Source organism: Rhizobium acaciae (assembly GCF_025941625.1).
Classification (GTDB): Bacteria; Pseudomonadota; Alphaproteobacteria; order Rhizobiales; family Rhizobiaceae; genus Rhizobium; species Rhizobium acaciae.
This window is the reverse complement of sequence record NZ_JAPCZO010000005.1, coordinates 323,292-347,747: the sequence shown is the minus strand read 5'-3', so window position 1 is coordinate 347,747 and position 24,456 is coordinate 323,292. Positions and strand designations below refer to the sequence as shown.

Genomic DNA, 24,456 nt, shown 5'->3' with positions numbered 1-24,456 from the left:
ATGGGCCGCAGCTGAGGCCGCCGCCCTCACGCCGCCTCCCCCGCCTGCACCGCACTTTCCGCCAGCTTCCGCGCCGCGACGAAATCCACCTTGCCCGAACCCAGCACCGGCACCTTGCCGATATTGACCTCGGCCGGGACCATCATGTCCATGGCGCCCTTGGATTTGGCGAAGGCGAGGAATTCGGCGCGGGTGGCGGTGGGGGCGTCGGTGAGGAGCACCAGGCGCTCGCCCTTCTTGGCGTCGGGCAGCGAGGAGACGACCGAGAGGGCGCCCGGCCAGAGCTCGGCGGCGAGCGTCTCGACGGCGGCGAGCGAGATCATTTCGCCGGCGATCTTGGCGAAGCGCTTGGCGCGGCCGCGGATCTTGACGAAGCCGTCCTCGTCGATGGTGACGATGTCGCCGGTGTCGTGCCAGCCATCGACGAGCGGCTCGAGCACGCCGGGCTTTTCGGCACGCAGGTAACCGGCCATGACATTGGCGCCGCGCACATGCAGCCGGCCGCCCTCATCGATGCCGGGCACCGGTTCGAGCTTCCATTCCATGCCCGGCAGGATTTTGCCGACCGTGCCCGACTTGTTGTACATCGGCGTGTTGATGGAGATGACCGGCGCGGTCTCGGTGACGCCGTAACCTTCGAGGATGCGCAGGCCGAATTTTTCCATATAGGTCTGGCGGGTCGCGGCCTTCACCGGCTCGGCGCCGGAGAAGATATAGCGGATCGAGCGGAAATCGTAAGGATGCGCGGTCCTGGAATAGCCGTTGAGGAAGGTGTCGGTGCCGAAGATGATCGTGGCGTTGGAGGCATAGATCAGCTCCGGCACGATGCGGTAATGCAGCGGCGACGGATAGAAATAAACCGGCACGCCCGAGATCAACGGCAGCACGGTGCCCGCCGTCAGCCCGAAGGAATGGAACACCGGCAGGATGTTGAACACCTTGTCGCCGCTGTGGAAATCGATGCGGGCGGCGGCCTGGGCGGCGTTCGACAGGATGTTGCGGTGGGTGAGCACCACGCCCTTCGGCGTGCCTTCGGAGCCCGAGGTGAAGAGGATCACCGCCGGATCATCCGGCTGGCGTTTGACCAGCGGCCGAGCCTTGCGGAGAAGCCCAAGGATCTTGTCCTTGAGTGAGATTTCGGCCCTGAGATCATCGAGCCAGACGATCGTCACCTGCTTTTCCATCTCGGCGATCACAGGGCCGAGCTTTGCCTGGGTGACGAAGGCGCGCGAGGTCAGCACATGTTTGACTTGCGCCGCCTTGCAGGCGGAGAGGATATTGGCGGCACCCGCGGTGAAGTTCAGCATCGCCGGCACCTTGCCCGCGCTCATCACGCCGAGAAGCGTGGCGGCGGCACCATTGGCATTCGGCAGCATGACGCCGGGCGGGATCATCCGGCTGGCCAGCCAGCAGAGCACCGAAAGCCCCATCATCATCGTGCCGAAGATCAGCACATTGTCGCCGCCTGAGAAGGCGAATGCGGCGATGATCGTGCCGGCGAGGATGGCGATGAAGGTGCCGCCCTCGATCCAGGCATTGGCCTTCGGCAGGTCGCGACGTTCGAGATGATCGGGCAGGATGCCGTATTTGATCGGCCCGAACAGCGCCGAGACGATGCCGAAGCCGAACAGCGCCGCCATCAGCACGAAGATCGAGGAGAATGCCAGACCGATAACGGCAAGGGCGGCCACCGCGATCTCGCAGCGTTTCAACAGCTCGGCGATCTTTGCCTTGTCGTGTTTGTCGGCGAGTTCGCCGCCAAGTGCGGAGAGCAGCAGGAAGGGCACGATGAGGATGACGCCGGCAAGCGTCACCAGGGCGGCACCTTCACTGGCCGACATCTTGAAGAGAATGACGAACACCAGGGTGTTCTTGAGGAAATTGTCGTTGAAGGCCGTCAGGAACTGGGTCCAGAACAGCGGCGCGAATTTCCTTGAGGTCATCAGATTGTGTTGCACGGCGGGTCCCTCTTTCGACTGGCAGAGAAGGCCACAGAGTTGTTACGCAAAAGTTGAATGCGGTAACAACTCTGCGCTGTGGTTAACCAAGATCAATCTTCATCGTTACGATTGAACTTGACCAGGAGTTTCTCGGTGCGGGCATCCTCGACCTTGCGGATCAGCTTCTCGGATTCGGCATTGTCGCGCAGCGTCTTGGTGATATTCACCGTGGTCTGCACCAGCATCAGAATGCCCATGGCGAGATAGCCTTTGCCCCAGAGATCGAGCGGCATCATGTAGAGGCCGAGCGCCAGCATGAAGGCGGCCGAGCCGAAGGAGATGTAGGAGAAGCTGACCCAGCTTGCGGAATGTTTCTGGAAACTGTCGTTCATTGTCTTAGTCCCTATGGTTCGATGGATGAATGGTTGAATGGATGCAATTTCAGGCAGCGGGCGTGATGCGGCTCTTCAGCCGCGCCAGCACATCATCGGCGGATGAGCGCAGCGGCGCGCCGAAGCCGGCATTGGCAAGCTTCTCGATAATGCCGGCCGGGCGGATGGCGCCTTCCATGTCCTTCAGGGCAGCCGCCGTCAGCTCATTCTGGCTCTGGCGCAGGCGAAGGCGCGCCAGGGTCTCCTCGGCATCGTCGAGCGTGGCGAAGCCTGGACCGGCGACGACAACATCAAGCTTCTGCGCCTCTTGAGTCGCCCGCGCCAGCCGCTCGCCGCGCTGCAGCTCCTGCAGCCTTGCCTCCGAAGCGCGAACGATGCCCTTCAGCTTGTCGATCGCGCTGGTGAACTGGCTCTGCGCCTTCTCCGACGCATCACGCTCGGCTTCGAGATAGGCGATCGCTTCGGCCGCCTCGCGGGCCAGGCCCTCATTGCCCTTCGCCAATGCGGCGGAGGCGCGGGTTTCGAGATCGGCGATGCGGGCAACGATCGTTGCATGCTGCCCCTTCTCCTGTTCGTTCTGGGCGATGGCGACCGCCACACTGCGCCGCGCCGACTGGATCGACTGAGCGGCATCGCGGATCTGCTGGGAAAGCAGCGGCACGGCGTGGCAGTCGGCGAAAGCCTGTTCGGCATCATGCGCCCTGCCCCGCAACAAAATGGAAATCAGTTTGAACATTTCCTTCCTCCGGTTTATGAACGTTGTTCACGAGAGGTGTTATGCCAGAATCATGAACGTCGTTCAAGATAAATTTTGAACGACGTTCAAAAAAATCGAAGTGGAATGGTGAATGGCCGGCAGACGAGAAGAAAAACGCGAAGACCTGAAGGCCCGGCTGATCGAGGCGGCGCGCGAGCGGATCGCCAGAGACGGGCTGGCAAATCTCCGAGCCCGCGACATCACCCAGGATGCAGGCTGCGCGCTCGGCGGCCTCTATACGGTCTTTTCAGACCTCGCCGAGCTCGTCATCCACGTCAATTCCGCCACGCTGAAGGCGCTGGAGGCAAGGCTGCGGCTCTCCGAAACCAAAGACCAGCCGCCGACCGACCGGCTGCGCAACCTGGCGCAGGGATACTTGAGCTTCGCCGTCGAACACCGGAACCTCTGGAAGGCGCTGTTCGAACACTTCCCGCCGGAATCGAGCCCGACACCGCAATGGCATCTCGACGAGCACCTCTTCCTGATGGATGTGATCGCCGAACCGCTGGCCGAACTGCAGCCCGACATGCCCCCCGAAGACCGCGCCATCCGCGCCCGCACCCTCTTCGGCGCCGTCCACGGCGTCGTCAGCATCAGCCTCGAAGGCCGCTTCGTCGGCCTGCCGCTGGAGCGGCTGGCGCGGGAGGTGGATGAGCTGGTGCAGACGATTGCGGCGGGGGCGGAACGGCGGCGGGGGTGATGGAGGGGAATTTCGTTGGTTTAGTGGTGGGACGCCACCCCACCCTCCGTCATCCTCGGCCTTGAGCCGAGGATCCATAGCCAAGCACTCTGCTTGCATGTGTTCTAGGACGAATGCCCCTTGCTCTGCCGGGTACTAACCACCAACACCGCGCTCGCCGCATGGATCCTCGGCTCAAGGCCGAGGATGACGGAGTTTGTGGGAACCAGTCTGCAAAACCGCACCCCCACGCTGCTGGAATCGTTCCGGCATCTCGCCTCTTGCCAATCGCGTCTCCCCACCCTCCGTCCTCCTCGGCCTTGAGCCGAGGATCGGGCTTGACCTGAGGACCCATGGCCAAGCACTCTGTGCCCTACCCCCACCGCCGCGAAGGGAAACCCCATGAGCCGCATCTTCATCACCGGTTCCACCGATGGCCTCGGCCTTGCCGCCGCCCGCACTCTGATGAAGGAGGGCCATGACGTCGTGCTGCACGCCCGCTCCAGGGAGCGCGCCTCCGCTATCTCAGAGATTTCGGCTGCGGGACTTGGGCTTGTCATCGGCGATCTCGCCAGCGCCACGGAAACGCGATCGATTGCCGAGCAGGTCAACGCCATCGGCCGCATGGACGCCGTCGTCCACAATGCCGGCATCTACCTCGAGAGGAGCCGGGGCGAAACGCCGGATGGTCACGCAAAGACGCTGGCGGTGAATGTGCTTGCCCCCTATCTTCTCACCGCATGGATCACGCGCCCCGATCGCCTGGTCTATCTCAGCAGCGGCATGCACCGCAGCGGCAGCAGCGCCCTTGACGATATCGACTGGAAGAAGCGACCGTGGAACGCAAGCCAGGCCTATTCCGAAAGCAAGCTCTATATCGCCACCCTCGCCGCCGCCATCGCCCGCCATTGGCCGGATGTTCTCAGCAACGCGGTGGACCCCGGCTGGGTGCCGACCAAGATGGGCGGCGCCGGCGCGCCCGATGATCTTGAGATGGGGCATCTCACCCAGACATGGCTTGCGGCAAGCGATGAAGAAGCTGCGAAGGTCAGCGGTGGGTATTGGTATCATCGGCAGCGGCGGGAGGCAGCGGCGGAGGTTACTGATCGTGGGTTTCAGGATGCGTTGGTGGAGAGGCTGGCGGAGTTGACGGGTGAGCGGCTGTTCGGGGAGCGGCGGTAGGGCGTTTATCGGAAGTTGCCGCGTCCCCCTCGATGTTTGCCAGCAGGCTTTCCTTGGCAACCGTGCAGCAGCCGTCGAGCTGCGCAGCAGCGATATTTCTCTGCCAAAAAAGACAGATAGACGACGGCGAGTTGTAATGATCAATTGATGACGCGATAGACTTGTGCAGAACGAGTACCCGCAGATGAAGATCGACGAGCATTTTCGTATCTTGGCACTATCGAATCACGTCTCGGATTTTCTCGATGCCGCTGGACAAGGAAACTGCGAACTACATGCTTCAACTCACGGAGGAGATTGACCGCCTCTGGCGCTACATTGGTTATGATGAGAAGGCAAAGGAGGCACGCGCCCATGCTCGGGACATCGAGGGGAAGGTCGCGGGGTATAAGAAGGAGGCCGAAGATCTCTTCCGGCGGCAGTATGAAGAAGCCTCGAAATACTTCAACACGGTCATGGCCGTGGGGTACGCGGGATACTTTGCAACATGGACGTTGATGAGATCGGATATCGATAAGTGGCACGGATCCTTTATCGGCCTAATGGGCATGGTCTCGCTCGCTACCTTCATCTGCTGGGAGCTGTTCGCCATGCTCATGCGGATGAAAGGCCTGGAGGAAATCAACGTTTTCTTCCGAAACATGATATCAGTCGACGATTTTGAGCCGCTTCGCCAGGAGCAGCTATCGAGAGAAGCCAAGCGGATGATGTGGGCGCGCCCCGTATGGGCGGCCGTCTTCTTTATTAGTGCCGGCACTGCGGCTCTCGGCGCGATGGATCTTATGATTCAACTGCTTAAGAACTTGTGACGGCGCGTGAAATTATCATCGCCGGCATGAGTGTCAGGCGCCGTAAGCGGCAAGTTCCGCGACCTCGATCTTGTCGAATGCGGGCGGCGCGATGAGTAATCTCGGGTTCGTGGGTTGACGATTTTGGCTGCGCACCAGGAAAAAGACAAAAAGGCCGGGGTTCGCTCCGGCCAGATGTTGAAGAAAAGGTGTGCCACCTCTCCGAGGTCTGATCGACCCTTGTTCGGCGCAGCCGTCCTCATCTTCAGATCAATATATTCGTTTCACCCGTGCCGCTTTCATCAACACTGGGGATTGAACGAGCATACTGCGCGAGTGGCTGTCGGAAGGCGCCTTCAAGCTTGCGTATGTGCTCCGACAACCAAACGAGCATCTCCGGCCAATTGTCGACCTCATAGCCGTCGAATGGACGGGAATACGATATGCGGCTTTGTTTCCTCTCGTCGAGCCGAAGCCAGCTCATCTCTCCCCCGAATCTAGCCTCGATTGCTGACCTATCCGCTTCGAGCTGATCGAACAGCCACTTGTTTTCATCACGGTCAACACGCGCGAGATTCACTTCGACGCGAGCTTCGTCGCGAGCAAAAATCATCGTAAAAGGACAACCTCTGACGCCAGAGCCTGCATTGAGCCAATGATCACGACTAGGGTTAACATTGGCAAAGAGGGTGATGCCATCCGCACGTAATCTCTCCAACGCGCGAGCCCAGAACTGAAGCCGCAGTTGATGTCGACGCGTTTGTACGCCCTTCACGTTTGTTTCTTCTACCTCCTTTGAAGAGATGCCGATCATGTAATCTGCAGCCTCCGGAGTTGGAATGATCTGCTGCAGGTCAATGAACAGCTCATCGCCGAAGCTGTAGGGCACGACGCGAAAGCACTGCGCACGGATGCCTCGACTAAGCAACCACAAGACTGTCGCGGTCACCTCGCGGCGGAAATTGGCAGCTATGAACATCATGCGCTGGCCGTTACCGGGATTCAGCACCGTCTCTTGAAGCTCCTCCACCTCCATGAATTCGCAGATGCGCTCCACCGCCGAGCCACCCCCGCAATAACGGTCGAGATACTGCTGGTAGATCTCGATAATCTGCAGCTTGTTGAGGCCCGACACATAGGCGGTGTACTTCAGTGCCTGCCAAGTCACGTCGCGGCCTGAGTCGTCAAGCTTGTTCTCGATAACGACGAGATTGCCCACCTTGTCGAGCGCAAGAAGGTCCAGCCGCTCACGCGTCTCGTCGAACCCGTCGAACTCTTTCTGAATGATGAGCAGCTCTTCGCCAAGTGCATCTGGTTGGTGCACAAGCCATTCCTGCAGATGATCCCGCTCGCGCAATGCAAGCTCACCGAAACGTCTTTGCGCCAGGCGCGCGATTCTATTTTCGGTTCTATCAACACGAAACATTAGGCCACACTCACAGGCCTACCGGCCACTACCTTTTTGACGGGCATGCTCCCACCTCGCGGTCATTCAACTTCCCGATGCGTCTTCAGTAGCACGGCGTGATGCCGTAGTGTCAAACCCGATTCGGATCAGGGAATTAGGCAGCATGCTCACAGGTGAAATTCGCTCGAAGATTGACCAAGTCTGGAATGCCTTCTGGGCGGGCGGGATTGCCAATCCGCTCGAAGTGATCGAGCAGATCACTTACCTGCTCTTCATGCGCGGCCTGGACGACCTCCAGACGCGTGAGGAGAACAAGGCCAACATGCTCGGCCGGCCGATCGAGCGGGTGATCTTTCCGGAAGGTGTCTATCGGCAAGATCGAGACGGCAAGGATGTGAGCTATCAGGAGCTGCGCTGGTCGCGGCTGAAGAACGAAGACCCGGCGCGCATGTTCCTGCTGGTGTCGGAATTCGTCTTCCCCTTCCTGCGCGAGATGGCCGAGGCCGGCACCGCGCATTCCGAGCATATGAGGGGCGCCCGCTTCACCATTCCGACGCCGGGCCTTCTGGCCAAAGTGGTCGACATGCTGGCGGAAATCCCGCTGGAGGACCGCGACACCAAGGGCGATCTCTACGAATACATGCTCGGCAAGATCGCCTCGGCCGGCCAGAACGGCCAGTTCCGCACGCCGCGCCACATCATCAAGCTGATGGTGGAGCTGATGAAGCCGGCGCCGCAGGACGTGATCTGCGATCCGGCCAGCGGCACCTGCGGTTTTCTGGTGGCGGCAGGCGAATATCTGCGCGAGAACCACAAGAGTCTGTTCCGCGACGCCGCGCTCAACCGGCATTTCCACGAGGGAATGTTCCACGGCTACGATTTCGACCAGACCATGCTGCGCATCGGCTCGATGAACATGCAACTGCACGGCGTCGAGGGCGCCGATATCCGCTACCGGGATTCGCTCTCCTCCAGCCATGGCGACGATGCGGACAAATATTCGCTGATCCTCGCCAACCCACCCTTCGCCGGCTCGTTGGATTACGAGACGACCGCCAACGACCTGCTCGCTATCGTCAAGACGAAGAAGACCGAGCTTCTGTTCATGGCGCTGTTCCTGAAGCTGCTTAAACCCGGCGGCCGCGCGGCGGTAATCGTGCCGGATGGCGTTCTGTTCGGCTCCTCGACGGCGCACAAGGCGATCCGCAAGATGCTGGTGGACGACCACAAGCTCGACGCGATCGTCAAGCTGCCGTCCGGCGTATTCAGGCCTTATGCCGGCGTCTCCACGGCCATCGTCTTTTTCACCAAGACTAATTCCGGCGGCACGGATCATGTCTGGTTCTACGATCTACGGGCTGACGGCATGAGCCTGGACGACAAGCGTCAGATGCTACTGTCGGAAGAAAAATTCGGCCCAGTGCCGAAGACAGCGCTCGGCGCTGACGAGCATACGAAGAACAACCTGCCGGATGTCGTCACGCGCTGGCCGGAACGCAACGGCTCTGAGCGTAATAACTCGCGCGCCGGCCAGAGCTTTACCGTGGCCCGCGAGGAGATCGCCGCCACGGATTATGACCTATCGCTCAACCGCTACAAAGAAGTGCTGCACGAAGCCGCCGACCATCGTCCGCCGAAGGAGATCATTGCCGAACTGCTCAAGCTCGAGGACGAGATTGCAATCGGGCTGAAAAAATTGGAAGCGATGTTGTGACTATTCCAGCGGTCCGGCTCGGCGATGTCGTGGAGATTAAAGGCGGAGGCACTCCGTCAAAATCAATTCCTGATTTTTGGAACGGTGACATTCCGTGGGTGTCTCCGAAGGATATGAAATCATGGGAAATCACGGACGCCGCCGAAAAAATTACACACTCGGCAGTCAAAGGCAGCGCGACGAATCTCATCCCCGCTAATTCTATTTTGCTTGTAAACCGCTCCGGCATTCTCAAGCACACACTTCCAGTTGGGATTACCCGTCGCCCTGTTGCAATCAACCAAGATATCAAAGCCCTCGTCTGCGGCCCGCAAGCACATCCAGAATATGTCGCGCATCTTGTGAAATCGGCTGAACCAGTCGTGCTTACATGGGTCAGAGCGACGACCGCAGACAACTTTCCGATCGATAACCTGCGGGAACTTGAAATCCCCCTGCCGCCACTCGACGAGCAGAAGCGGATTGCCACGATCCTGAATAGGGCCGATCAACTGCGCCAAAAGCGCCGCCAGGCGATCGCACTGTTAGACAGCCTCACCCAGGCGATCTTTCTGGAGATGTTCGGGGAAACTGCATCGCTAGATTGGCCCACGGCAACAATTGGCGAAGTCGCTTTGGATATGCGAACGGGTCCATTCGGCAGCCAACTGCTTCATTCAGAATTCGTCGATCAAGGAGTTGCGGTTCTCGGAATCGACAACGCTGTCAGCAATCGATTCGAATGGGGGAAAGCGCGCTTTATCACTGAGAAAAAATATCGAAAACTGTCTCGATATACAGTGAGGCCAAACGACGTGCTCATTACGATAATGGGCACTTGTGGTCGATGCGCTGTCGTGCCCGATGACATACCCATCGCGATCAATACGAAGCATCTCTGCTGTATTACGCTCGACGGGAAAAAAGTCTTGCCTCAATACTTGCATGCATGCTTTTTGAACAATCGAAGCGTGCTTCGGCAACTTGGAGTTCAAGCAAAGGGAGCGGTCATGCCAGGACTGAACATGGGAATCATCAAATCCCTCGTGATTCCGCTGCCTCCAATTTCATTGCAAGACCGCTTCCACGGCACGTTGAAGACGGTCATGAAGCAAATTCGATTTAGCGAGTTTGCAACTGACTATGCAGATAACCTTTTCACTTCCCTCCAACACCGCGCTTTCACCGGCCAGCTTTGAGTTAAGAATGCCGAAACTTCATCATTTGCGATTGCCGGGAGGAATGACCGAAAGAGGGTTTTGGCTATACGTCTGGCGTGTCCAAAATTCTGCGGGAATAGAGCTACTTTATGTCGGTAGAACTGGGGACAATTCAAGCCCGTTTGCCGCTTCGACATACAGGCGAATGGGACAGCACCTTGGAGACGCCAAGAATACGAATGCACTACTCACCCACCTCAGCGCAAACGATGGAGAGCGTCCTATTCACCATTATGAGGAATTTGAGATGTTCTCATACGGTCCAATTTTCCCTGAGGTAGATAGACATCCAGACTTCGTCTATCGGCAGCCACCCCACTGGGAGGATGCTCTGGAGTTGCATCAGCCATTCAGAGATAGAATGGCGGCGCTGGAGAAAAAACTTGCTGGTGAGTTGAAGAGATGCGGCTACAGGGTCATGAACTCCGTCAACTCGAAAGCAGTGCTTGATCCAGCGGATTGGCCACCGGTTCGCGATTCGTTTGCGGAGCATTTTGAGAGATTGAAAGGCCGGCCGTGATATCCAACTTTGCCTTCCTCGCAGCCGAGTTTCCCGAGACCTTCGATAGCGCGAAGCGGGCGGAAGCTCTGGCGGAAGGCGACCCCCGTGCAGCAGCCTTTTATGCCCGGCGCACGGTTGAGCTCGCCGTTCAATGGGCCTACAAGCATGATCCCTCGCTCAAATTTCCCTATCAGAGCAATATTTCGGCGCTGATCCACGAGCCGAGCTTTCAAAAGCTTGCCGGTCAGGCGGTGTTTTCCAAGGCCCGCGTCATCATCAAGATCGGCAACCAGGCCGTTCACGAGAGCCGCGAAACCAAGCCCGCCGAGGCGGCGAACGCGGTGCGCGAGCTGTTCCATCTCTGCTTCTGGCTGGCCCGCACCTATGCGCGCAAGGCCCGCCCCGCCGATGGCCTTGCCTTCGATCCCGCCCATCTCAGCCGCAAGACGGATGTGGTGAAGCGTGCCTTCGCGGAACTCACCCGCATGAAGGGCGAGATGGAGGCGAAGGACAAGCGCAAGATCGTCTACACCGATTTCGAGGACGAATTGGGCCTGGGCGCCGAGATCGATCTGCCTGAGGTCGGCGAAGTGGATTTTGCTCGCTTCAAGCGTAAAGCCCGGCACTTCCTGCGCGAGCACGAGGACCATATCGCCATCGCCAAGCTGCGTCACGGCAGGCCGCTGACGCCGACCGATATCGAGGAACTGCAGGCCATGCTGCTCACCGCCGGCATCGGCGACGCCAAGCACCTGGAGAAGGCAACTGAAATTGCCCACGGTTTCGGTGCCTTCGTCCGCTCACTGGTCGGGCTCGACCGCGCCGCCGTCGCCGAGGCCTTCTCCGGCTTTGTCGCGGGCAGCGGTGTTACCGCCGACCAGATTGAGTTCATCGACATGGTCATCGAGCACCTGACCGAGAAGGGCGCAATGGATCCCGGCCTGCTCTACGAGAGCCCCTTCATCGACGTCGCACCAGAGGGTCCACAGCAGGTATTCGACTTCGAGAAGACAAAGAAGCTCGTCGAGGTGATCAAAGGATTGAACGAGAGCGCGGCAGGGTGATCCATGAAGCTCAAGGACATCAACCTCCTCGGCATTGATGTCGGCTTCTCTAAGTCAAGACCGACGACCGGCATTGCGTGGAGCACGAATGGCACATTCGGGGCGGTCAAAACACACACTGATTGGGAACGCCGGCGCCAGCATCTGCCATCGGTAACGGCCTTCTCTGTGATTGCGATCGACGGGCCACTAGTGCCAACGGGATCGCCGGATCGACTTGTTAGAACATGCGAACAGGTGCTGGCCCGTGGTGCGTTTCAAAAGCGGTGCAAGCCGGGTCCAGCCACTTTGGCACTGGGCTTCAATTGAAGCGCGCTGCGCTCGAAACCGCGGCCCAGGTCAGACATCTCAGCTCACCATCCCCGTTCGCTAATGCCATCTTGGGCGATGTCGCGATCGTGGAAGCTTTTCCTAACGCATTCCTGGGCGTTCTTTTGCCTGATCAGACCTTCACTAAGATCCTGCGCGGCAAGAAATTCGACTGGATGTATGAGCAAGTCGTTGAGGTCGGTAGATTTAGAGAGCTTTTGGCAGTTATAGGCTGGGATGCACCGGATCTCTTGCAGCGCATGGACGCTGAGCGAGATCACGAGAAGCGAGCGGCATACATATGTCTCCTGACAGCAGCTTGTGCGGCGAGTGGTAGAGCTGAAGTTGTGGGTGATGCGGCGAGTGGTTGGATCTGGCTTCCACCTGCTATTCTATGGGCAGCTTGGGCCGTTGAAGCGGCGACACGAAACCTTCGGATGATTGGAGCCTGATCGCATGGCAGCTGAAGCTCGTTCGCCACGTCTTGCGGTGCTTATTGATGCCGACAACGCATCAGCCAAGATCGCCGATGGACTCTTCGAGGAGATCGCCAAGGTCGGCGAGGCGAGTGTCCGGCGCATTTATGGTGATTTTGCCAATGCACGCTCCAAGGGGTGGATCGACGTTCTGGCGCGACACGCAATCATCCCCCAACAGCAGTTCGCCTATACGACCGGAAAGAACGCATCTGACATCACCCTGGTTATTGACGCAATGGATCTCCTCCACAGCGGACGCTTCGACGGTTTTTGCCTTGTGTCGTCCGACAGCGATTTCACGCGGCTGGCTTCGCGGATCCGGGAGCAAGGTATCGACGTCTTCGGATTCGGCGAGCAAAAGACGCCGGAAAGCTTCCGGCAGGCTTGCCGTAGATTTATCTACACCGAGAACCTGCTGCCCGCCCCGATCCCCAACGAGAGCGGCCCTGTCCAGGCACAGAAGTCTCTTCAGCCTCCCAGCGCCGCCACACCGATCATAAAAAAAGTCATCGCTCAAATCGAGAGCGAGGATGGGTGGGTGCCGCTTGGCGCAGTCGGCACGCAGCTCGCCAATCTGTCATCCGACTTCGACCCGCGAACCTACGGTTTCCGTAAGCTGAGCGACCTAGTGCGCAAGACGAGTGCATTCGACATCGAACAGATGCAGGGCGGCCATCTGCGAATTCGCCTCAAGCAGCCAAGTTTAAAGAAGTAGTGCTTAAGTGACTAACGGAGCTCTCTGGCTGACGGCTGCGCAGCACCGCATCGCGTCCGGGGGTTGAATGATCCGATAAAGCTCACGAGCAACCCTAGGAAGGCGGAGATAGCGACTGGCGTAGAGGTCAGGTCAGCGCCGGGTCATCTCGTTTTCCACCCACTCTGCGTATGCCTTCAATTGCTCGAATAGAGATTCCGCGTCGGATAGCAGCATGAAACGGCCGCCGTATTGGGCTAAGTCTTTGTTGCCGAGAATGCGAGTTAACCTGGTCTCCTGAGATTTTGGCAGTCGATTTCCCAATGCGTCTCGCAAGGTCTTGATGACCGCTGCGTGATCGTTTTGATTGATCTTGTTCGCGAAGGTTGCCGTCAGTACGTCCGTATAGGCGATTGCTGCGTTGACCACAGTCGCGGCAATCGGATTTCCGAGTGTTCCTGCTTGAGCACTGCTGATTTGCAATTTAGCCGATTCCAGAATCCCCTGGCGATTATCAAGCGATTTGCACCATGACGAGCGTCGGAGGGTTTCGAAGGGCCACTTCTGGTCAACGTAGTCTCTTCACATCTTTATTGATTCAGGACGAGGTCCAAGAACTACCAATCCTTCGTTTAGAAACGCTTTCCATAAGGGATCGTCGCTTTGGCGCAGTCGTTTCAGGTCAGTTAGAGAAAGAGTGTTGATCGATGCCGCAAAGGATAACTCTTTTCCTCTGGCTGCAAGAAAATCGATGCTTCCGTTTTGTATGGTTTCGATGTCTGGCGCATCAGCTATGAGCGCCACGTCCAGATCGCTTGAGGCGTTGTCTTCCCCCCTCGCGACGCTGCCAAATACCCATGCCGCCACAACTTTGTCCCCGAAGAGGGAGGCGCATTCTTTCACTGCGGCAAGGATATCGGCAAAGCGCCTTTCCTCCGTCTCGAACAGGGCTTGCACCGGGGTGGAGAATGGTGAGCCTCGATTGAGACTGAAAAGACGGGCATATCCGGTTCCACTTTCGGTAACGATTTGAAAACTTGTGAGGGTTGCCAACGAGGCGAGTATGGGAGGGCGGGATATCTTGGTTCTGTTGATGAGATTGCCGACACTCAATTGCCCGCCGTGAAGCGATAATTCCCGCATCACCCGCACATTCGCTTCGTTCCCCAAAATTGTTGAAAGCGGGAAGCGCAGAGCGCTTTCTGGGTTTGGTCGCGCCATAAAGGCCTCATCATATAGATATCTTTATGATCATATTTATATCTATATGTTTGTAAAGATATCAATACGATCCTATGGTTATCTATATACTATTACCATAGGCGACGACCGGCGCCGCCTCATAAAGGCGCAAAGAGCAGGAATAAAAGCGTAAAAATTAGCGTGGCTGGGGCGCCTGGATTCGAACCAGGGGTGACGGTACCAAAAACCGTTGCCTTACCGCTTGGCGACGCCCCACCAGAGCTTGAGCGGAAACCACCTGCTCAAATCGACGCCTGATTAGCAAAGCTCTTCGCCTGTCACAATGACTAAGTTTAACCCGGCGCAGATTTTATGCGCTGCGCGGTGCCTGATGTCGTGCTAGAAATTGGCGACGTCATCGGCCCGAGATCATTCCTTCATGGACAGTCCCGCTTTCGACCTCGCTTTCGAGCCGGCCTATGGGCAGGCCGTGCCGGTTGTTTCAGGGGTCGAGCGGGTTACAGTGAACAATCCCGGGCCTTTCACCTTTTTCGGCACCAACAGCTATATCATCGGCGCTTCCTCCGTCGCGGTCATCGATCCCGGGCCGGAGGACGAGGCGCATTATCAGGCGCTGATGGCAGCGCTTGGCGGGCGCGCGGTGACGCATATCGTCGTCAGCCACACGCATCGCGACCACTCGCCGCTGGCGAGGCGCCTGCAGGCGGCAACGGGGGCGGTGACGGTGGGCCAAGGGCCGCACCGGCCGGCGCGGCCGCTGCGCGAGGGCGAGGCCAATCCCTTCTCCGAAAGCTCGGATCTATCCTTCGTGCCCGATATTACGCTCAGTGACGGCGAGACCCTATCGGGCGATGGCTGGGCGCTGAGCGCGGTGCTGACGCCGGGGCATACGGCCAATCATGCCGCCTTTGGGCTTCAAGGCCGCGACATCCTGTTCTCCGGCGATCACGTCATGGCCTGGTCGACCTCGATCGTCGCGCCGCCGGATGGCTCGATGGCGGATTACATGGCCTCGCTCGACCGGCTGATCGAACGTGAGGATCGCCTGCTGCTGCCCGGCCATGGCGGGCCGGTGACGCAGCCGGCCGGATTCCTGCGGGCGCTGAAGGCGCATCGCCTCAGGCGCGAGCAGGCGGTGCTGGCGCGTGTCCAGGCCGGCGACAGGCAGATTGCCGAGATGGTGAAGGTGATCTATCGCGATACCGATCCGAAGCTGCATGGGGCAGCGGCCCTTTCCGTGCTCGCCCATATCGAGGATCTCCTCGGGCGCGGCGAGATTGCGGCGGATGGGCCGCCTTCGCTTGCCGCCCTTTACCGGCCGGCGGCATGAACATGAGGGTGGGGTCATGAGGGTGGGGAGATGATGATGCGGGCTCAAGCCGATTACAGCTATCGCAACGATGCCGATGTGCCCGCCTTTGCCGATGACCGGCCGTTGATCGTCTTCGATGGCGAGTGCGTGTTCTGCTCCGGCTGGGTGAAATTCGCGCTGAAACATGACAAGCAGCAGCGATACCGCTTCCTGGCGGCGCAGACGCCGCTCGGTGCAGCGCTCTACCGGCATTACGGGCTTCATGCGCGCGACTATGAGACCAATATCCTGATCGAAAACGGCCGCGGCTTCTTCAAGTCCGACGGCTCGATCCGCATGGTGGCGGGGCTCGGCTTTCCCTATTCGCTGGTCAAGATCTTCCGGCTGCTGCCGCGGCGGGCGGCCGATGCGCTCTATGAATTCATCGCCCGCAACCGACTGAAGATTGCCGGGCGGCAAAGCTGCATGGTGCCGACGCCGGAGCAACGGCGCCGCTTCATCACATGAGCGAGGACCGGTTTTCGCTGCTCATCATCGGCGGTTACGGCACTTTCGGCGGGCGGCTTGCCCGGCTGCTTGGCGATGAACCGCGGCTCAGGCTGCTGGTTGGGGGGCGGTCGCTGGAAAAGGCTGACGATTTCGTTGCCGATCTCCGGACGCCGAAAGATGGCGCCGAGGGCCTGGGAAGCAACAATCTCGGCGCGATGGTGCAGGCCGTCAGCTTCGACCGCGACGGCGATCTCACCGAACAGCTGACGCGGCTGAGGCCTCATCTCGTCGTCGATGCCTCGGGGCCGTTCCAGACTTTCGGCAAGGATGCCTATAAGGTGGTCGAGGCCTGCATCGATCTCGGCATCGATTATGCCGATATCGCCGACAGCACCCGCTTCGTCGCCGGCATCGGTGGGCTCGATGCGGCGGCCAAGGCCAAGGGCACCTTCGCGCTCTCGGGGCTCAGCAGCCTGCCTGCGCTTTCCTTCGCCGCACTCGATGCGATGGCGCCGCATTTCTCCCGGGTCGACAGCGTCGCGGCGGGCATTGCCCCGTCGCCGCATGTAAAGATCGGGCTCAATGTCGTGAGGGCGATCGCGAGCTATGCCGGCAAGAAGGTTCCCGTGCTGCGGAATGGGCAGCCGGCCTCCGGGCGCGGGCTGATCGATGCGATGCGGGTGACGGTGGCGCCGCCGGGGGTTAAGCCGCTGCGCAGCCGGAAGTTCCTGCTGGTGGATGCGCCGGATCTCAAGCTGCTGCCGGCGCGCTTTGCCGGCCTGCAATCCACTTTCACCGGGGTCGGAACGGAGCCGCAGCCGCTGCAGCACTTGCTCAGCCTTGCCGCAAGGCTCGTCCACCTCCGGCTCCTGCCGTCGCTGCTGCCGTTTGCGCGGCTGCTGCAACGCGCCAGCCACGCTTTCGCGATCGGCGAACATCGCGGCGGCATGTTTGTCCGTGTGGGCGGCGTCGATCACGCCGGACGGCGGCTGTCCTGCGGCTGGCATCTGATTGCCGAAGGTGATGACGGGCCGTTCATTCCTGTTATCGGCGTGGATGCGCTGGTGCGCCGGCTGCTGAGCGGCGTGCGGCCGGAGAATGGGGCGCGGCCGGCGGCCGGCGAATTGCAGCTTGCGGATTTCGAAGCGGCCTTCCAGCGGTTTTCGATCACATCCGGCGTCACGATGGAAAACGAGGAGGCACGCCAGCCGCTCTACCAGAGGATCCTCGGCAGCGCCTGGGAGCGGCTGCCGCCCGCCCTCGCCGCCCTGCATGGCGGCGGCGCCCGCGTTGCCTCCGGCCGGGCGCGGATCGAGCGCGGCGGCGGACTGCTGGCGAGGATCGTCGCTCGGGTGATCGGCTTTCCCCCGGCGGGCGAGGATGTGCCGGTGACGGTGCGTTTCGTGAGCGATGGCGACAAGGAGATCTGGACACGGGATTTCGGCGGCACGGTGTTCCGCAGCTGGCAGGTCGAGGCAAAGGGCCGCGACCGGGACCTGCTCGCCGAGGTCTTCGGGCCGTTCCGGGTGCTGATGGCGCCGGTGCCGGATGGGGAAAAGCTGCGGCTCGTGGTGCGCGGCTGGCGGTTCTGCGGGATTCCGCTGCCGATGTTTCTGGCGCCTGGCGGGGATACGTATGAGGAGGAGCGTGATGGGCGGTTCCACTTCCACGTGGAGATCGGCGGGGGGCTGACGGGGTTGGTGGTGCGGTATACGGGGTGGTTGGTGGTGGAGTGAGGGGCGTGGGTCTCTGCCTTCGCGCGGATGGCAAATGTGCTGTTCGGTTTGCGCGGATGCCTGCCCCTCACCCTAGCCTTACCGGGCTCGAGCCACTCGTCTCGACCCGTCCTGCGGACCCCCGTTAAAAACGGGGAGAGGGGACGTGCCAAACGCAACATCGAAGTTGAGGAAGACAGCGCGGCATATCCCCTTCGCCCCAGCGGGGAGAAGGTGGCCCGAAGGGTCGGATGAGGGGGCCACACGGCACATGCCTCCAATATTGGTCTTCCCGCTACGCCGACGCCAGCGCGGTCGAAGCCTGTATAGGCATTATAAGGAAGACCGGCTTCGCCGGCCCCCTTCCTCCTGCGGTCTTGCGGGACCGACCAGCCCACCAGCCACATGGCACGCCGATCAGCCCTCATCCTGAGGCGCGCAGGCCAGAGGCCGGAGCCTCGAAGGACGGGGGCGGGTGATGAGCGCTCCGGCCGCATCCATTGCCGGAGGAGATACCAGTGGCCGGCCTCGTCCTTCGAGGCCCCTGCGGGGCGCCTCAGGATGAGGTCGGAGAGAGGCTGCGGCCCGCAGGTTGTCGAGTCCGCCGCACCCTCTCCCGGCCCTTCGCTTTGGGCTCAGGGCGTTCGCAACTGCAATCGATTCGCCGGATCGATTGCTGGCGCTCTGCACCACCGTTGCTCACCCACCCGCAATCCCCAAGAGTTCGGCATCCAGCGCCTTCAGATAATCACCGGCGATTTCGGCGCTGAAGCCGAGGTCGTGTTGGCCGTAGCGGGAGGCGACGCGGATGTCGACGAAGGTGGTCTCGGCCTCTTCGCGGAGCCGAATGATGATATCGAAGCGCAGGCCGAGGACCAGAGTGCGGGTGGTGCCCTGCAGCGTCACGCCGTTGGCGCCGCGGATCAGCTTGGCGACATCGTCGTCATAGGGGCGCGGCGTCGGCACGGGGATGGTATCGGGCGCATCGGCCACGGCATCGTCGCTTGGCCGCGGCGGCTTGACCGGTCTGTCCTCGGGATCGCGGCCGGGCTCTGTGTCGCCACTGCTTTTCGTGATGGTCATGCCGCTCATCTTGGCGACCTTGCGCACCGCTTCCAGCACCCGGTCAAGCGCGCCCTCATAGCGCCGGCCTGTCAGTTCGGGATAGGCGGCGAGCTGCTTTTCGCGATCCTCCGGCGTCACCTGCACATTGCGCTTGAGCCAGATCTGGTCGGAGTGCGGCGGCGAAAGCCAGTCGGGTGCGGAGACCGGATCGGTGGAAACGTCGTAGATATCAGGCCGCGTCATGTAACGCTCGGTGGCATAGGCGCCGAGGCCGAGCGGAAAGGCGGCATAGATCAGTGCCGCCAGCGCCGCCAGCCCGCCTTCAGCCCCCGTCATCCAGAGGCTGCGCAGCCCGACTGCGGCAAGCATGGCGGCAAGCAGCGCGCCGCCGGCAGCAGCAATCAGCAGCAGCACCAGATAGGGTGTGGCGAGGCCGCCGAAGCGGTGGGCGATCATCACCGCCAGCGCCAGCACCAGGGAAAACGCCCCGAGCAGCCGCGAAAAGCGGGCGGCGTTGGAAACGGGGCGGTCGAAGCGGATGGCCATCAAACTTACCGGTTGCTCGTCAGCGCCCGCGCGTTCGACCACGCAAATCGCCTCAACCCTGTTTAGAGCATGATGCCGAAAAGTGTGAAGCGGTTTTCGGACGACAACATGCTCTATTCCTTGATTTAGATCCGGATTCAGATTTTTGGCCGGCCCGGCCTAACATCATCCGGATCTGGGGCAAGATTCGGCTAAATTGAAACTATTGTCTGAGGCAATGCGTTGGAATCCACGGCGAAGGCCATGGTGAAACGGCGGCCGCTTCATAAGCCCTTGCTGATATGTCAAAAAAAGGCCATTCTGCCGCGGTTTCATCTCCAGATATAGAGGAGAGACGGGATGATTTCACCCGAGATTGCAGCAAGGCCGCAGGCGTCTGCGCTTGGCGGGATCGACCACCAGTCCGAGCCGATGCTGCCGATGGAGCTGCTCGAGCTCGAGCTTTCGCTCGAAGGTTATGCCGGCGGCGATGCCGGCTTCTGCGAGGCGGTGCGCCGGGCGGCGGCACGCTCCGGCGGCGAATTGCTGTTCGACCTGCCGGCCGGCGGCCTCGTCCAGGATTGCCGGCGCATTGCCGTGCTGCGCATTCCTGAAGACGGCCAGGAGATGCGCGTCGTGCTGGCGCTGCTCGACGATAATGGCACCGAGATCCGCATGCAGGCGCCTGACGAAGAGACCGCGCCGCTGGTGCGTTTCGCCGATGCCTTCATCGAACTGCTGGAACGTATCTGAATTCTAGATCAAGATTTTAGGGGCGCTCGGCCGCGGCTTCCGCAACGCTGCGGAACGGAAACTTGCGACCGCATTCGCATTTGATGACGAAATTTTCCTGGTGGTTGGAAGGCCGCTGTACGCCAAAGCCGCGCGGCAGCTGATCGACCTTGAAATCCGGGTGCTTGCGCTTGGGATCGTCAACTTCCGAGGCTTCGGCAAAGCCCTCATTGCCGCATTGCGGACAGTTCAGTTTTTTCGAAAATCGATCGCGAAGGGCCATGCTCGTTCCAAGGTTTCCGGCCGCTCATGGAGTGGCCATGCTTTCCTCATACATAGGAATGGCCCTCGGCGAAAGTGGAACCAAGTGCTGAGCCTGCCGTTCCTTTTTCGAAAAGGAGGCACTCATGCCGAACAGAGACCCGATCCCGACACCCAATGCCGATACCCCGCGCGGCCCGACGCCGACACCCGGCATTCCCGACCCCATCCAGCAAAAACCGCCGCTGACGCCGGCGCAGGATCCTGCTGATACGAAGAATCCTCAGGATCCGCCGCTTAATCCGGCGCTGCTGCCGATCGGGGATCCGGCTGGGGCGGCTTGACGTCGGTGAGAGCGTTATCCCCAATCTCCCTCATTCCTGTGCTCGTCACAGGAATCCAGCCATCGCGCGTCGGCGCGATGAATAACTGATACCAAAGATTCTCCCGCGCCCAATGACTTGGGCGCTCTGGATTCCTGTGACGAGCACAGGAATGAGGGAGGAGAGGTTGAATGCAAGAGGCTGTGAGGAACGGCACCCACGGCCCCCTCATCCGCCCTACGGGCACCTTCTCCCCGAGGGGAGAAGAGGGAATCGAGACGTTGCGGCAAATCCCCTTCGCCCCAGCGGGGAGAAGGTGCCCGTAGGGCGGATGAGGGGGCCCACGGCACACGGCTCGCGTCATCACCCAAGCCTCAGCGATCTCCGGGACCAAGAGCAGCTTGACGCCCTCGCCCGAATGGCCTTTCCTCATCGAGAAGCATTCCAAGGACCAAACCAATGCGCATTCGTCTTCTCATCACCGTCATGGCCACTGTTGTCGCCGGGCTTTCCGCCTGCCAGACGATGACGCCGGAGGAGCGGCGGGCGGCGGATGAGCAGCGGTGCCTCGGCTATGGCTTCCGACGCGGCACGGATGGTTTTGCCACCTGCCTGCAGCGCATCGATCTCGACCGGCGCGCCGAATCACGGGCGCAGAGTGCCGAGATGATGAATAACATGGCCTGGGAGCTGAACGGGCCTTATATCTATCGCGATCGCTGGCGGCATCGTCACTGAGTGCCAGGGGCGCCCTGCCCCACACTCCACCGATATTTTACACGCTCGCCCGCAGGTCTTTCGGACCGCGCCTGACCTCTTCCAGACTGCCTGCAATCACCGCCTGCGCTGCCGCGAGCCTGGCGATCGGCACGCGGAACGGCGAGCAGGAGACGTAGTCGAGGCCGATCGTCTCGCAGAATCGGATCGAGGCCGGGTCGCCGCCATGTTCGCCGCAGATACCGAGCTTCATGTCGTTGCGGGTGCGCCGGCCGCGTTCGGCGGCGATGCTGATCAATTCACCGACACCGTCGAAATCGAGCGAGATGAAGGGATCGTGCTCGATGATGCCCTTGCGCTGATAGGTGGGGATGAAAGCCGAGGCGTCGTCGCGCGAAATGCCGAAGGTGGTCTGCGTCAGGTCGTTGGTGCCGAAGGAGAAGAATTCGGCGGCTTCGGCAATCACATGGGCGCGAAGGGCCGCGCGCGGCAGCTCGATCATCGTGCCGACGAGATAATCGATCTTCATGCCGGCTTCGTTCATGACGTCGCCGGCGACGGCATCGATGTGCGCCTTGACGTAGTCGAGCTCGGTGCGCAGGCCGACGAGCGGCACCATGATCTCCGGTACCACGGCTGCGCCGGTCTCCTTGGCTGCGGCGACCGCCGCCTCGAAGATGGCGCGGGCCTGCATCTCGACGATTTCAGGATAGGAGATCGCCAGCCGGCAGCCGCGATGGCCAAGCATCGGGTTGAACTCGTGCAGCGCATCGACGCGCTGGCGAAGCACGGATGCTTCCATGCCCATGGCGAAGGCCACTTCGGCCACCTCGTCATCGGTCTTCGGCAGAAATTCGTGCAGCGGCGGATCAAGCAGGCGGATCGTCACCGGCAGGCCGTGCATGACGGTGAAGAGGCCGGTGAAATCCAGCCGCTGCATCGGCAGCAGCTTGTCGAGCGCCACCCGCCTGCCCTTCTCATCGACGGCAAGGATCATTTCGCGCATGACATGGATGCGCTCACCCTCGAAGAACATGTGCTCGGTGCGGCAAAGGCCGATGCCTTCGGCGCCGAAGGAGCGGGCGGCGAGCGCATCGGCCGGCGTATCGGCATTGGTGCGCACCGTCATGCGGCGGGCGCGGTCGGCCCAGCCCATGATGCGGCCGAAATCGCCCGACAGCGCCGGCTGGATCATCGGCACCTCGCCTTTCAGCACCTGGCCGGCCGAGCCGTCGATGGTGATGATATCGCCCTTCTTGAGCGTCACGCCGACGCCGAGCAGCCGCTCGTTGCGTTGGTCGATGCGCATGGTGCCGGCGCCGACGACGCAAGGGATGCCCATGCCGCGGGCAACGACCGCCGCATGGCTGGTCATGCCGCCGCGGGTCGTCAGAATGCCTTCGGCGGCATGCATGCCGTGAATGTCCTCCGGGCTGGTCTCGACCCTGAGCAGGATGACCTTGCGGCCTTCGGATTCCGCCTCGACGGCCTCTTCCGCCGTGAAGACGATGGCGCCGGTGGCAGCCCCCGGCGAAGCCGGCAGCCCGGTGCCGATCACCTGGCGGGTGACGCGCGGATCGATCGTCGGGTGCAGCAGCTGGTCGAGGCTGGAGGGCTCGATGCGCAGCACCGCCTCGTCCTCGGTGATCACCCCCTCATCGACCATGTCGACGGCGATCTTCATTGCCGCCCGCGTCGAGCGCTTGCCCGAGCGGGTCTGCAGCATCCACAGCTTGCCGCGCTCGATGGTGAATTCGATATCCTGCATGTCGCGGTAATGGATCTCGAGCTCGGTGCAGATGCGGCAGAGCTCGCGAAAAGCCTCCGGCATCAGCTTTTCCATCGAGGGTTTTTCGGAGCCGGAGGAAATCCGCCCCTCCTCGGTGATGCTTTGCGGCGTGCGGATGCCGGCCACGACATCCTCGCCCTGGGCATTGACCAGGAATTCGCCGTAAAGCGCGCTCTCGCCGGTCGAGGGGTTGCGGGTGAAGGCAACGCCGGTGGCGGACGCATTGCCGAGATTGCCGAAGACCATCGCCTGGATATTGATCGCCGTGCCCCAGCCTTCCGGAATATTGTGGAGATGGCGGTAGGTGACGGCGCGCGCGCTCATCCAGCTGGAAAAGACGGCGCCGACCGCGCCCCAGAGCTGGACTTCGGGATCCTGCGGGAATTCCTGCTCCAGTTCCTCCTCGATCAGCCGCTTATAGAGAGAGACGATATGCTGCCATTCCGAGGCGCTGAGTTCGGTATCGAATTCATGGCCGAGCTTGGCCTTCTCGTCTTCCAGAATCTCCTCGAAGGCGTCGTTGCCGAGACCCATGACGACATCGGCATACATCTGGATGAAGCGGCGGTAGCTGTCCCAGGCAAAACGCGCATCGCCGGCATCATGGCCGAGCGCCTGCACCGTCTCGTCGTTGAGGCCGAGATTGAGCACGGTGTCCATCATGCCCGGCATCGAGACGCGGGCGCCGGAGCGCACCGAGAGCAGCAGCGGCTGGCTGACGGAACCAAAGTGACGGCCGGTGATTGCCTCGATCGCCGCTATGCCGGCGCGCACCTCAGCCTTCACCGCATCCTCGATGTGGCGGCCATTCTTGTAATAGGTGTTGCAGGCATCGCTGACGATCGTCAGCCCCGGTGGCACCGGCAGTCCAAGCGCGCACATTTCCGCCAGATTGGCGCCCTTGCCGCCCAGAATCTCGTGATCGCGCGCCCGGCCCTCAGCCTGCCCGTCGCCGAACCTATAGACCCACTTGGTCATCTTCCCCCCAACACCAAATCGGGATTAGCTTAATCCGTTGGTGTTGAAATGAAAATCGACAAATGCGGCAGAATGTTGCGCTGCACAATAAATCTTGGCCGCGGCCGGCGACGAAATGGTTTAAAGGTGCTCAAACAGAAAAAAAGGCACAAAAAAAGCTTTGCGGGACTGCAACAATGTCCCGCAAAGCCTTGTTTCCGTCCGGCCAGGAAAACCGGACGGGGGGTCCCTCAACCCAGG

General features: G+C 60.8%; 25 protein-coding genes and 1 tRNA gene. 16 read left to right on the top strand and 10 right to left on the bottom strand.

Features of this window, described 5'->3' with window-relative positions:
* Positions 1 to 26 precede the first annotated feature (26 nt).
* The 3 genes from OLZ32_RS10935 to OLZ32_RS10925 form a co-directional block, all read right to left on the bottom strand.
* Positions 27 to 1,943 carry an AMP-binding protein gene (locus OLZ32_RS10935; protein ID WP_406647975.1) on the bottom strand — a complete coding sequence of 639 codons (1,917 nt, stop codon included), beginning with the start codon at positions 1,941 to 1,943 and terminating at the stop codon, positions 27 to 29.
* A gap of 107 nt (positions 1,944 to 2,050) precedes the next feature.
* On the bottom strand, positions 2,051 to 2,332 hold the full coding sequence (locus OLZ32_RS10930; protein ID WP_003546080.1) for a YiaA/YiaB family inner membrane protein: 282 nt from the start codon (positions 2,330 to 2,332) through the stop codon (positions 2,051 to 2,053).
* Positions 2,333 to 2,381: 49 nt separating this feature from the next.
* Entirely contained in the window at positions 2,382 to 3,068 is a 687-nt protein-coding gene (locus OLZ32_RS10925; protein WP_017990585.1) for a PspA/IM30 family protein, read from the bottom strand.
* A 112-nt stretch (positions 3,069 to 3,180) separates the two neighbouring features.
* On the opposite strand from OLZ32_RS10925, the gene OLZ32_RS10920 reads away from it, so the two are divergent.
* The 3 genes from OLZ32_RS10920 (at position 3,181) to OLZ32_RS10910 (ending at position 5,759) form a co-directional block, all read left to right on the top strand.
* Complete coding sequence (locus tag OLZ32_RS10920) at positions 3,181 to 3,789, top strand: TetR/AcrR family transcriptional regulator (RefSeq protein ID WP_264421090.1); 609 nt, start codon at positions 3,181 to 3,183, stop codon at positions 3,787 to 3,789.
* 381 nt (positions 3,790 to 4,170) lie between these two features.
* Positions 4,171 to 4,950, top strand: coding sequence for an SDR family NAD(P)-dependent oxidoreductase (locus OLZ32_RS10915; RefSeq protein WP_264421087.1), 780 nt, complete (start codon positions 4,171 to 4,173; stop codon positions 4,948 to 4,950).
* A gap of 245 nt (positions 4,951 to 5,195) precedes the next feature.
* Positions 5,196 to 5,759 (top strand): hypothetical protein, encoded by a 564-nt coding sequence (locus OLZ32_RS10910; protein WP_264421085.1) that lies wholly within the window; start codon positions 5,196 to 5,198, stop codon positions 5,757 to 5,759.
* 244 nt (positions 5,760 to 6,003) lie between these two features.
* Here the strand turns inward: OLZ32_RS10910 and OLZ32_RS10905 are convergent, their stop codons facing one another.
* Positions 6,004 to 7,164, bottom strand: a complete 1,161-nt coding sequence (locus OLZ32_RS10905) for a DUF4268 domain-containing protein (RefSeq protein WP_264421083.1) — start codon at positions 7,162 to 7,164, stop codon at positions 6,004 to 6,006.
* Between the two features lie 145 nt (positions 7,165 to 7,309).
* Here OLZ32_RS10905 and OLZ32_RS10900 point away from each other — a divergent pair, with 145 nt between their 5' ends.
* From OLZ32_RS10900 to OLZ32_RS10870, 7 genes are all read left to right on the top strand, one after another.
* Positions 7,310 to 8,860 (top strand): type I restriction-modification system subunit M, encoded by a 1,551-nt coding sequence (locus OLZ32_RS10900; protein ID WP_264421079.1) that lies wholly within the window; start codon positions 7,310 to 7,312, stop codon positions 8,858 to 8,860.
* Positions 8,857 to 10,038, top strand: a complete 1,182-nt coding sequence (locus OLZ32_RS10895; RefSeq protein WP_264421077.1) for a restriction endonuclease subunit S — start codon at positions 8,857 to 8,859, stop codon at positions 10,036 to 10,038. The genes OLZ32_RS10900 and OLZ32_RS10895 overlap by 4 nt, the downstream gene beginning before the upstream one ends.
* Before the next feature lie 7 nt (positions 10,039 to 10,045).
* Complete coding sequence (locus OLZ32_RS10890) at positions 10,046 to 10,579, top strand: hypothetical protein (RefSeq protein WP_264421075.1); 534 nt, start codon at positions 10,046 to 10,048, stop codon at positions 10,577 to 10,579.
* Positions 10,576 to 11,625: a type I restriction-modification enzyme R subunit C-terminal domain-containing protein gene (locus OLZ32_RS10885; protein WP_264421073.1), complete on the top strand. Its 1,050-nt coding sequence runs from the start codon at positions 10,576 to 10,578 to the stop codon at positions 11,623 to 11,625. Before OLZ32_RS10890 ends, OLZ32_RS10885 begins: the two co-directional genes overlap by 4 nt.
* A gap of 3 nt (positions 11,626 to 11,628) precedes the next feature.
* Positions 11,629 to 11,934, top strand: a complete 306-nt coding sequence (locus OLZ32_RS10880) for a hypothetical protein (RefSeq protein ID WP_264421071.1) — start codon at positions 11,629 to 11,631, stop codon at positions 11,932 to 11,934.
* Between the two features lie 71 nt (positions 11,935 to 12,005).
* Positions 12,006 to 12,386 (top strand): hypothetical protein, encoded by a 381-nt coding sequence (locus OLZ32_RS10875; protein WP_264421069.1) that lies wholly within the window; start codon positions 12,006 to 12,008, stop codon positions 12,384 to 12,386.
* 4 nt (positions 12,387 to 12,390) lie between these two features.
* The gene (locus OLZ32_RS10870; RefSeq protein WP_264399838.1) at positions 12,391 to 13,128 is read left to right on the top strand and encodes an NYN domain-containing protein; all 738 of its coding nucleotides are present in this window, start codon (positions 12,391 to 12,393) and stop codon (positions 13,126 to 13,128) included.
* 132 nt (positions 13,129 to 13,260) lie between these two features.
* Here OLZ32_RS10870 and OLZ32_RS10865 read toward each other — a convergent pair whose 3' ends face one another.
* The 3 genes from OLZ32_RS10865 to OLZ32_RS10855 all read right to left on the bottom strand — a co-directional run bounded on the left by OLZ32_RS10865 (position 13,261) and on the right by OLZ32_RS10855 (position 14,565).
* A complete protein-coding gene (locus OLZ32_RS10865; protein WP_264421067.1) occupies positions 13,261 to 13,590 on the bottom strand; it encodes a hypothetical protein in 330 nt (109 codons plus the stop codon).
* A 99-nt stretch (positions 13,591 to 13,689) separates the two neighbouring features.
* The gene (locus tag OLZ32_RS10860; RefSeq protein ID WP_264399840.1) at positions 13,690 to 14,328 is read right to left on the bottom strand and encodes a nucleotidyltransferase domain-containing protein; all 639 of its coding nucleotides are present in this window, start codon (positions 14,326 to 14,328) and stop codon (positions 13,690 to 13,692) included.
* A gap of 163 nt (positions 14,329 to 14,491) precedes the next feature.
* Positions 14,492 to 14,565 (bottom strand) — tRNA-Gln (locus tag OLZ32_RS10855).
* Between the two features lie 163 nt (positions 14,566 to 14,728).
* Between OLZ32_RS10855 and OLZ32_RS10850 the strand changes: the two genes are divergently transcribed.
* From OLZ32_RS10850 to OLZ32_RS10840, 3 genes are read left to right on the top strand one after another with little or no spacing between them, the layout of a single operon-like run.
* Positions 14,729 to 15,640, top strand: a complete 912-nt coding sequence (locus tag OLZ32_RS10850; protein ID WP_264421064.1) for an MBL fold metallo-hydrolase — start codon at positions 14,729 to 14,731, stop codon at positions 15,638 to 15,640.
* A gap of 30 nt (positions 15,641 to 15,670) precedes the next feature.
* Complete coding sequence (locus tag OLZ32_RS10845) at positions 15,671 to 16,129, top strand: thiol-disulfide oxidoreductase DCC family protein (protein WP_264421061.1); 459 nt, start codon at positions 15,671 to 15,673, stop codon at positions 16,127 to 16,129.
* Complete coding sequence (locus OLZ32_RS10840) at positions 16,126 to 17,847, top strand: SDR family oxidoreductase (protein ID WP_264421057.1); 1,722 nt, start codon at positions 16,126 to 16,128, stop codon at positions 17,845 to 17,847. The genes OLZ32_RS10845 and OLZ32_RS10840 overlap by 4 nt, the downstream gene beginning before the upstream one ends.
* Positions 17,848 to 18,525: 678 nt before the next feature.
* Here OLZ32_RS10840 and OLZ32_RS10835 read toward each other — a convergent pair.
* Complete coding sequence (locus tag OLZ32_RS10835) at positions 18,526 to 19,437, bottom strand: DUF1499 domain-containing protein (RefSeq protein ID WP_264421123.1); 912 nt, start codon at positions 19,435 to 19,437, stop codon at positions 18,526 to 18,528.
* Positions 19,438 to 19,776: 339 nt separating this feature from the next.
* Here OLZ32_RS10835 and OLZ32_RS10830 point away from each other — a divergent pair, with 339 nt between their 5' ends.
* A complete protein-coding gene (locus OLZ32_RS10830; RefSeq protein ID WP_003546064.1) occupies positions 19,777 to 20,169 on the top strand; it encodes a hypothetical protein in 393 nt (130 codons plus the stop codon).
* Positions 20,170 to 20,185: 16 nt separating this feature from the next.
* Here OLZ32_RS10830 and OLZ32_RS10825 read toward each other — a convergent pair whose 3' ends face one another.
* A complete protein-coding gene (locus OLZ32_RS10825; protein WP_264421054.1) occupies positions 20,186 to 20,431 on the bottom strand; it encodes a hypothetical protein in 246 nt (81 codons plus the stop codon).
* 124 nt (positions 20,432 to 20,555) lie between these two features.
* Between OLZ32_RS10825 and OLZ32_RS10820 the strand changes: the two genes are divergently transcribed.
* Positions 20,556 to 20,753 (top strand): hypothetical protein, encoded by a 198-nt coding sequence (locus OLZ32_RS10820; protein ID WP_003546062.1) that lies wholly within the window; start codon positions 20,556 to 20,558, stop codon positions 20,751 to 20,753.
* 438 nt (positions 20,754 to 21,191) lie between these two features.
* Positions 21,192 to 21,470 (top strand): hypothetical protein, encoded by a 279-nt coding sequence (locus OLZ32_RS10815; RefSeq protein ID WP_264421052.1) that lies wholly within the window; start codon positions 21,192 to 21,194, stop codon positions 21,468 to 21,470.
* Between the two features lie 37 nt (positions 21,471 to 21,507).
* Here OLZ32_RS10815 and ppdK read toward each other — a convergent pair whose 3' ends face one another.
* Positions 21,508 to 24,216 carry a pyruvate, phosphate dikinase gene (gene ppdK, locus OLZ32_RS10810; protein ID WP_264421049.1) on the bottom strand — a complete coding sequence of 903 codons (2,709 nt, stop codon included), beginning with the start codon at positions 24,214 to 24,216 and terminating at the stop codon, positions 21,508 to 21,510.
* Positions 24,217 to 24,456 lie beyond the last annotated feature (240 nt).